The 8,674-nt window shown below is 40.6% G+C and carries 8 protein-coding genes and 1 pseudogene; 2 read left to right on the forward strand and 7 right to left on the reverse strand.

All coding sequences use genetic code 11. The features are described 5' to 3' along the window. Window positions 1-82: 82 nt before the first annotated feature. The 5 genes from H6G41_RS33425 to H6G41_RS33445 form a co-directional block, all read right to left on the reverse strand. Complete coding sequence (locus H6G41_RS33425) at window positions 83-331, reverse strand: hypothetical protein (protein ID WP_190752616.1); 249 nt, start codon at window positions 329-331, stop codon at window positions 83-85. Window positions 332-1,051: 720 nt separating this feature from the next. Continuing rightward, entirely contained in the window at window positions 1,052-1,876 is an 825-nt protein-coding gene (locus tag H6G41_RS33430; protein ID WP_190752618.1) for an ABC transporter permease, read from the reverse strand. 13 nt (window positions 1,877-1,889) lie between these two features. Continuing rightward, window positions 1,890-2,663 (reverse strand): ABC transporter ATP-binding protein, encoded by a 774-nt coding sequence (locus tag H6G41_RS33435; RefSeq protein WP_190752620.1) that lies wholly within the window; start codon window positions 2,661-2,663, stop codon window positions 1,890-1,892. Window positions 2,664-2,990: 327 nt separating this feature from the next. Continuing rightward, entirely contained in the window at window positions 2,991-3,905 is a 915-nt protein-coding gene (locus H6G41_RS33440; RefSeq protein ID WP_242038147.1) for a DUF928 domain-containing protein, read from the reverse strand. A 199-nt stretch (window positions 3,906-4,104) separates the two neighbouring features. After that, entirely contained in the window at window positions 4,105-5,163 is a 1,059-nt protein-coding gene (locus tag H6G41_RS33445) for a DMT family transporter (protein ID WP_242038148.1), read from the reverse strand. A gap of 216 nt (window positions 5,164-5,379) precedes the next feature. On the opposite strand from H6G41_RS33445, the gene H6G41_RS33450 reads away from it, so the two are divergent. Next, on the forward strand, window positions 5,380-5,757 hold the full coding sequence (locus H6G41_RS33450; RefSeq protein ID WP_190752624.1) for a hypothetical protein: 378 nt from the start codon (window positions 5,380-5,382) through the stop codon (window positions 5,755-5,757). A gap of 308 nt (window positions 5,758-6,065) precedes the next feature. Beyond that, the gene (gene psb34, locus H6G41_RS33455) at window positions 6,066-6,236 is read left to right on the forward strand and encodes a photosystem II assembly protein Psb34 (RefSeq protein ID WP_190752626.1); all 171 of its coding nucleotides are present in this window, start codon (window positions 6,066-6,068) and stop codon (window positions 6,234-6,236) included. A gap of 247 nt (window positions 6,237-6,483) precedes the next feature. Here the strand turns inward: psb34 and glgA are convergent, their stop codons facing one another. Beyond that, window positions 6,484-7,962: a glycogen synthase GlgA gene (gene glgA, locus H6G41_RS33460; protein ID WP_190752628.1), complete on the reverse strand. Its 1,479-nt coding sequence runs from the start codon at window positions 7,960-7,962 to the stop codon at window positions 6,484-6,486. A 214-nt stretch (window positions 7,963-8,176) separates the two neighbouring features. Beyond that, window positions 8,177-8,572 (reverse strand): annotated as a pseudogene (locus H6G41_RS33465) (transposase); the annotation flags it as partial. Between the last annotated feature and the right edge of the window lie 102 nt (window positions 8,573-8,674).

The raw sequence follows: 8,674 nt of genomic DNA on the forward strand, positions 1-8,674 counted from the left end.
TATCAATTCCAATTCCTTTGAAATTAGCGATCGCTTGTGGGTGAAAAATCATCTTGACCCTGATGAGGAAAAACTACGGGTTTCAAGTTAGACGAGGTTTAATGTCCCTCTCGCGGAAAAATTTAAGCAGTGTTTCCGGCTTAAAGACTCCATATTCTACCAAAGCATAAGCATACACGCCATCTAAATCATCAGGCGGTTGTACCGGATCGAGTTTTAAGTCTTTTAATACTTTGATGACAGTTTCATTACGTTGAGCTTGCTTACTAGCGATGGGAGTAACCGCCGGAGCAAGTTTAGTGATAGCAGCAATTACAGAGTCAATGTTCATCTTCGCTAAGAGCTAGCATAATTTTTATACATATAACTCATACTAGCGACAGACAAAGCAATGTGGACTGGATAAAGCTATATTATCGTCAAAGCTTCCTCCTAATTCTTCCTTTGTGTTCTGAGTGTCTTTCTCTGCGAGACACTACGCAAATGCGGTTCGATTTTGGAGAAATATTTTTGTCTCACGCAAAGGCGCAAAGGCGCAAAGAGGGAAGGAAGAGGTGTTTTAATCGTTACTGATTAAGCATGTTTGCTCGGTTATTTGTAAAATAAACTGAAAAATTCTGTCTAAACATAGCCAGTTGTAGATATTGGCTATTCATTTCGAGTTCAGAACACCATAATTCTCGTTGAGAACAGGAACATTCATCTTCGGAACACGAACTTTCTCTTTCAGAACAGGAATATTCACTTTTGGAACACGACAGTTCGCCTTCAGAACTCGAACGTACTCGTTGAGAACAGGAACATTCGCCTTCGCAACCGGAACGTTCTCGTTTAGAACAACAACGTTCGCCTTCAGAACTCGAACGTTCTCGTTTTAAACCTCAACCGTCATGTTTTAGACTCGAAGCTTCGAGTAAAAAAGGCGATGTCTACGAATGGATACGCCAATGCTCTTCTAAAATACAAGAAAGTTTAGTCAAATATTTACAGAAACTACCTTATTAATTATGATTGTGCCCTGAGCGAAGTCGAAGGGCACAAGTTAGCATTGTTAATTCTCTTGTTTAACTGCGCTTTCGTGCCATTTACCTAAAATAAAGTCTGATAAGGCACTCAAGCTGACGAAAATTAACACGCCTAACCCCGTTGTCAATAATAATGCTGCAAACATCCGGGGAATTTGCAGGTTATAACTGGAAATTAAGATGCGATAAGCAATACCAGCTTTTGCGCCACCAGTTCCGGCGACGAATTCGGCGACAACTGCGCCAATTAAGGATAAACCACCGCTAATTTTTAACCCACCTAAGAAGTATGGCATGGCACTGGGTAAGCGGAGATACCACAGGGTTTGCCAACGGGAGGCTTTGTAGAGTTGAAATAAGTTAAGTAAGTTGCGGTCTACGCTGTTGAGTCCCAAGGTAGTGTTAGAGACGATGGGGAAAAAGGCGACTATCCAGGCGCAAACGACTAAGGCGGCGAAGGTGTTGTTTTTTAACCAGAGAATAATTAAAGGCGCGATCGCGACTATGGGAGTTGTCTGTAAAATCACAGCATAGGGAAATAAGCTGCGTTCAATCCATTTGCTTTGGGTAAACAATATCGCTATCAGTAACCCGGATATCGCCGCCGCTATAAAGGCGACTACGGTAATTTGCAAGGTAACTAATAAAGAAGCGAACAACTCCCGCCAATCGGTAAATAAGGTTTGCAATACTAAGATGGGGCCTGGGAGAATATAAGGCGGTAATTGTGTTACCCGCACCAAGATATCCCACAATACCAGGGCGAGAATCCCTACTAATACTGGTGCCCAAACATCAGGCGAGAGCAATTTTGTTGGCAGGTTTTTTAATTTTGGGCGACGAGTAACCATGCAAATTATAAATTCAAAATACAGTTGTGTGAGGATGATTCATAGCGATCGCCAGAGATTGGGAAACCTTCTGGCAGTATTCGATGTACATTGATGATGTGCGAAAGGACTCATTACGGGGGTAAGGCGCGTCAATTTCAATATCTGCAACTATTCGTCCAGGATTTGTTCCCATCACCAAAACGCGATTTGACAAGTATACCGCTTCATAAATATTGTGAGTGACAAAAACTACAGTCCAACGATGTTGATGCCATAAATCTAGTAAATCGCTGTTAAGTTTGCTGCGAGTGATTTCATCTAAAGCACCAAATGGCTCATCCATCAATAAAATATTCGGCTGGGTGACTAAAGCCCTAGCAATTGAGACTCGCATTTTCATCCCCCCAGATAACTCGCGAGGATAGCTTTGCTGAAATTTTTCTAATCCTACCAATGCCAAGGTTTTCTCTACCAAATGCTGAGCATCTTTTTGGGGAACTTTTGCTAGCTTCAGGGGTAGGCGGACATTTTCTCTGACATTTGCCCAAGGCATAAGTGCAGCATCTTGAAATACAAAGGCTAGTTTTTGCCCTTGAGCAGTCAAACCCCAGTCAATATTACCAGAACTCATCTGTCCTAGTCCGGCAATGAGTCTGAGGACTGTACTTTTACCACACCCAGAAGGGCCAACTAAACTGACAAACTGCCCTTCTGGGATAGCTAAATTGAGATTTTGTAGGGCAACTGTGCCATTGGCGTAGACTTTGCTAACGTGGCTGAGTTTAATAGCGGGACGGTGATTCATTCTGAGTTGAAAGCAGAGGGCAGGTTAATTAGGGACTGACAAATAAACTTGTAGGGCTAGGATAATCCTGTTTGTCATGTTAACTTAATCTGCTCATACATAGAGGCGATCGCCAATCCACATAATGCAGATATAGTTGCGATCGCCCTTTACTATTTAAAATTGTTGACGGTTGACTGTTGACTGTTGACTGTTGACTGTTGTACGGGCGGGTTCACAGATATCCTCACTGATTCATGAAGATCTCCCATAAACCCGCCCCTACTGACTCCCCATACCCATGCCCAATGCCCAATGCCCAATGCCCAATGCCCAATGCCCATTTTCTTATGTTTGAGAACGACAACAGGGCAATAAAGGCTTATCTGTAACTTGTTCCAGGTTCACGGATTTCAATAAGTCTGCCCAATATTGTTGAATTTCAGCATTATTAGGATTCTGACGGCGTAACTCAGCCAAAATACTGAGTGCGTTTTCCCAATAGCCAGCAGTTGCGTAGAGAACTGCTCGATCTAAAGGTTGTGATGTCTCTTGTATCTGAGCAGCAATATTTTCATCTTGCATGAGTTCAATTTTGCCTTCTAGATACAAATCCAAATCGCGACTGTTAGGATCGCAAATCATGGAAAAAGTCCAACTATATTCTTTACCTACTTTTAAAGCAGGTTGGTTCGCAGGTAAAGTCACACTGACAATTCCCGCTTCCTCAACTGCGGGGAAAGTTTCTTTATATAACGGATCGCTATTCTCATCTTCTCGCAAAACAAATTCTAACCCGGCTGCTGTTTTAGAAGTTTTGGGAATGTAGAAAAAGAATGTAGGATGCTCTTTTGTAGTGTGTTGAGCTTCTTTGCTGCTGGGAATTAAGGGAATCGCCACATCTCCATTTTGGAAGCAAGCTCCCCGTGATGCTGCCGATCTGACTCTACCAGGTTTCCCCGGCACAAAGCCAATCAAAGTTCTCCGCCCTCTCATATAACTTTGAACATTTCTAATTGCGGCATTAGCATATCTATCTCCAGGGCGTAGTTGCGCTGCTTGCTGAAAAAAACCTAAAGCTCTGCGGTAGTTTCTTTGCCTAGTTGCTGTGTAACCTTGGCGCATATATTGGTTATAAGCAGACCTTGCTTGTGCCACTTGAGAAGTTGGATTTGCTGCTAAAAGTTTGGTTGTACTAGCAACACCAAAAGGTAAACATATTAAAACAGCAAACAAATAACCGAGCCATAATTTACGTTTCATAATATTCATATCTGCTGATACTACTGTAATTAGTTTGTAATACAGTTAAAGCTTTTTTCTATAACAATTTCCCAAAAATCAATCTTAATAGCCTAAAAAATTCCTACTTACACTTTTTTAACTTATGTATATCTAATAGATAAACATACTTCTGTTAGACAGTTAATGACAATTACTAGTTCCCGTTATCACCACCTACTTACATTCCTTTAAAACCCATACCCATTTCTATTTGCTGTTCTACCTGGGTAGAACTCGACTGAGGGGATGTAATTGTGGGAGAAGTTTGGCGCTGAATGCCAACTTGGCTGAGAAATATACCTGCTAAAATCAAGCCACCACCAATATATTGAGCCTGAGTAGGGACTTCATTTAATAGCAAAAATGCAGCAATGATACCTATTATGGGTGTAAATGAGCCAATTAACGAAGCGGTAGATACTGTAGAAGTTCGTAAACCTTTAATCCACAAGAATTGCCCCAGAACTACAATAAAAGCACCATAAACTAACATCCATTGCCAAAGAAAAGGCGAGAATACATCCATAAAATGCTCTTTCCCATATAGTCCTAAAGCAATGCAGAAAAAAATTATCGTGCCTAGGGTATTACGAAATATACTGTAAATTCCTAAGGGAACATGGGATAAATGTTTTTTACCAATAATTGTGGAAACAGAGACAGCTAAAGCTCCTATTGCTGTCAAAATTTCTCCTAAACCCAATTTCAAACTTCCCATGCTCATCATGGCTTGGGTAGAAGGTTGCAGCACAATTGTGAGACTAACACCAATAAATGCCGCGATCGCACCGCCTATTTGCCATTTCGTTACCCGTTCTCGCAATAACCAAACTGAGAAGGCTAAAGTTAATGGCGGTTCTAAGCGTCCAATAAGAATGACATTGTTAACTCCCGTAATTGCTAGTGCTTGGAAAATTAAGCCAGGAGCCAGCGCTCCCGATAAAATAGCTACGACGGTGAGGCTTATCCAATCTCTTTTTGACAGCTGGCGTAAATTTGCTGGTTTCCACTGTCGCCAGTAGATAGGAATCGTCACCAGCAAAGCGCAAAGATTCCCAACAAATAAAACATTACATAAAGAGATGGGATTGCGATCGCCTATTAAATTCTGGGCACCAATTTCTGTTAACTTGCGGGTGATAGCACTAGAGAAACCAAAAATTAGAATTGCTAGCCAGAGATACATTGTCCCTGGAATTTTATGGGTAAGCCTGTAAAGTTTCTTTACTCTAGTCAAAATACCACCACTGCCTACTAAGTTGCCCCTGGCTCACATCATACTGAAAATACCTTGTTAATTTAAGCTACCATTCCTCTATGAGCAAACGCTGAGAAGCAAATTAATTTTCTCAACGAGTAAACTCATCAAAGTCATGGTTGAGTTTCACACAGGCTTCAGTCTCAACAACGATATTGTGGTTGTTCGCCAGATTTACCAGATTAGGAGTCACAAATGAAACTCGCCCCCATACTCACCACTGTTGCTTTAGTTGGTTGTTTTACAATTTGGGATGCTCCCATCAAAGCCATCAATCCAATACTTGCTCAAGCTTCAGCCGCAGAAGCCAAAGATGCAACAGGGTTAACTCCTCAACAAAAAATTGAATTTCTCGCCAAAAATAAAGGTCAATTTGGTAGTGGTGACGCTTTACGCCGTTACTTTTTTGGCGATTTAGAGCCAATTGCTGTACAACCTGGTGGTGCAGGTATGGTGGTTAATCTTTACAACAAAGCCAACGATGTCACCATCGCTTACTGTGCTACCTACGATGTCGTTATCGCCATCAAGAAAGGAAAAGTAGCTAAGTTTGAACCCAGCGAAGTGAAGTAAATAGGGGTTAGAGGCTAGGGGCTAGGGCGTGTTTTCACAGTCGCCATCACCTCCGGCTACGGCTACATATACCAATATTGCTTTTTAGCCCACGCAGGTGGGCTTTGTTCGTATAGCCTCAGGCTAAAGCCTGAGGGCTTTTTCGGAGCGAGAGATTTTTGCCGAAAGTCTCCCAAGTCTCTGCATCCCAATTATTGATAAGTCTCATTTATGGATAGTATCCATAATTATTTGTCAAGCGGTGTTGACTATTTGTAACAAACTTGTTAAATTTAGTTACATAAGTTAACAAAGCAAGAGAAAAAACTATGTATACAACAGTTAATGAAGACGGCGTTCTCAACAACTACGCAACAGAACCTCAGATTTACTACGCTGAATACCCAACAATTTGGGAACAACGCCAATATCTGTTACAAGCTGGATTCGCTACATTACTTGTTACCACACTTGTTTTATTAGGTTTAAGCGTTAGCTAAAATTTTTTAATTAAATTTTCTGATTTCGGTATCAGGATATCTCATAGTCAATAAACCTCTTCCTCATCACCTCGGTTGATCACCGGGGTTTTTTGTTTTCCTATTCATTTACCTGAAAATACTGTTTTTATAAACCTAAAAAAAGGCGGTAAATCCGCCTTTTAATGAATTCAGTTTTTAGATACTCATCTGCTGACAGTCAACAATCAACATTCAACAATCAACATTCAACAGTTATGCAAACAGCTTACCACTTGTGTCTAATCCAATCGTAAATTTCTACATATTCCCCGCCAGGAATATTCCATGAGTAGTCATACTCCATACCCTGAATAGCTAATTCGCGGAACTCTTCGGGAGAATAATTCCACAAATCAATTGCTCGTTCCATTGCGGATTCTAGGGCATAATTATCGCTTTGGTAGAATACAAAACCATTGCGTTTTTCTGGTGATAAATTCTCGTCGTAGTTGCGGTCAAATACCGTATTTACCAAACCACCAACACCGCGCACAATTGGTACAGTGCCATATTTTAACCCAATCATTTGCGTTAACCCGCAAGGTTCAAAATTACTAGGCACAACAATCATATCTGCACCTGCATAAATTAGGTGAGATAGTTCTTCATTAAAGCCTAGTTCTAAATGAACATCAGGGTTGTTATTTAAAAATTGTTTTTCATGTTGGAATTGGGCATTAATTCCCGCTTCTGTCGCCGAACCTAGTAATACAAACTGCGCTCCTTTATTCAGTGCGTAATACATAGCGTGATGTACCAAATGCACGCCTTTTTGATTATCTAAACGCCCAATATAAGCAATGATTGGTTTATCTTCTTGACGGAGTAAAAGCCGCTCTTGCAAAGCTTTTTTGTTATCAAATTTCTTTTCAAAAGTGTCTTTGTTGTAATTAGAGGGGATGTAACGGTCAACTTCTGGATTCCAAAAATCGTAATCGATACCGTTAAGTATTCCCTGGAATTTATCTTGATGCAAATGCAAAGTATGACCTAAACCACAACCTATTTCGCTAGTACGCGCTTCCCAAGCGTGGTTTGGTGAAACTGTGGTGACAGCATTAGAGTAAACTATACCCGCCTTCATAAAGTTTAAGGCGAAGGGGTTGAAGTTGTCACGCAGTTTATCGTATTGGAAGTAATATTCTGGGCGATTTAAACCTGTGGCTTGAAGTGTTTCTACACCACCCATTCCTTGATGCTTAAAGTTATGGATAGTGTAGCAAGCTCGCTGATACTCCATGCCATAATACTTGTACATTTCATGGAGCATAACTGGAATTAAGCCTGTTTGCCAGTCATGACAATGTATAACATCAGGGCGCTTGTTACTTTGCAGTAAAAATTCCAATGCAGCTTTGCTAAAGAAAGCAAAGCGCATATTGTCGTCGTCACAGCCGTAATAGCAACCGCGATTAAAGAAATTATCTTGAGAGTGGGGTTCAATAAAGAAACATACTCGTCCATGTACCCAACCGCACTCAACAGAACAAGTAATGGCTCCACCGTACCAGGGTACAGATAGATTGCGATAGGCTTCGTGTAATCCCCAAATATGGTCGTAGCGCATACAATCATATTTGGGCAGAATTAGTTCGACACAATGCCCACGAATCTCTAATTCCCTACTCAATCCGTAGACAACATCCCCTAAACCGCCTGCTTTAATTACAGGAGCGCACTCCGAGGCAATCTGTACAATGTACATTCGTAGTCCTCGCTTCACAAAACTTTATTTTAACTATATTATTATCAGTACATGAAAAATGTACTCATTGACACCGGAGTGCATGAATGATAAGTAAAATAAGTTAAACCCCTGTCTAACGATAATCAAATCTGTATTTGTTAGTGGTAAGTTGTTAGTTGTTATAGTGCGATCGCATTTTTTGCATTCCATAACACTTAAGAATGATATAGGACTAGTATTTGATTTCTGAAAAAACTCCGTACATCTGAAGAGACAGAAAATCAAACGTAGTGTTTCGGAGAAACCACTCAAACATCCATTTTAAATGGCGGAATGTGGGAATTAAAGCACAAAAACGCCTCACCCAGGTTTTTGCTTGTAACCAAATATCTTCTATAGGGTTTTGTGATGGGCAATTAGGAGCAAAGCGAACGCAAGTAATTTTCCATTGCTCTGGAGGTAAACCTTGATTTACTTCACCCAAAAAGTTTTGAACCAAATGTGAACGATGATAAGAAGCACCATCCCAAAGAAGAAGCAATCTTTGGTTGGGAGAAGAGTCTAATAAATAACGCAAATAATCAATTGTATTATTTGAATTACCAGCATTATAAGCTTTCAGAAGTAACGGTTCTTTAGTACTTGTTATGCTAAACTAACAATCAAAATGCCAGTTTAACAAGCATCTAATTCGGAAGTTTTCAAAGTTTCTAAATCCATAAGCCGAGCG

Source organism: Tolypothrix sp. FACHB-123 (genome assembly GCF_014697075.1).
Lineage (GTDB): Bacteria > Cyanobacteriota > Cyanobacteriia > Cyanobacteriales > Nostocaceae > Aulosira.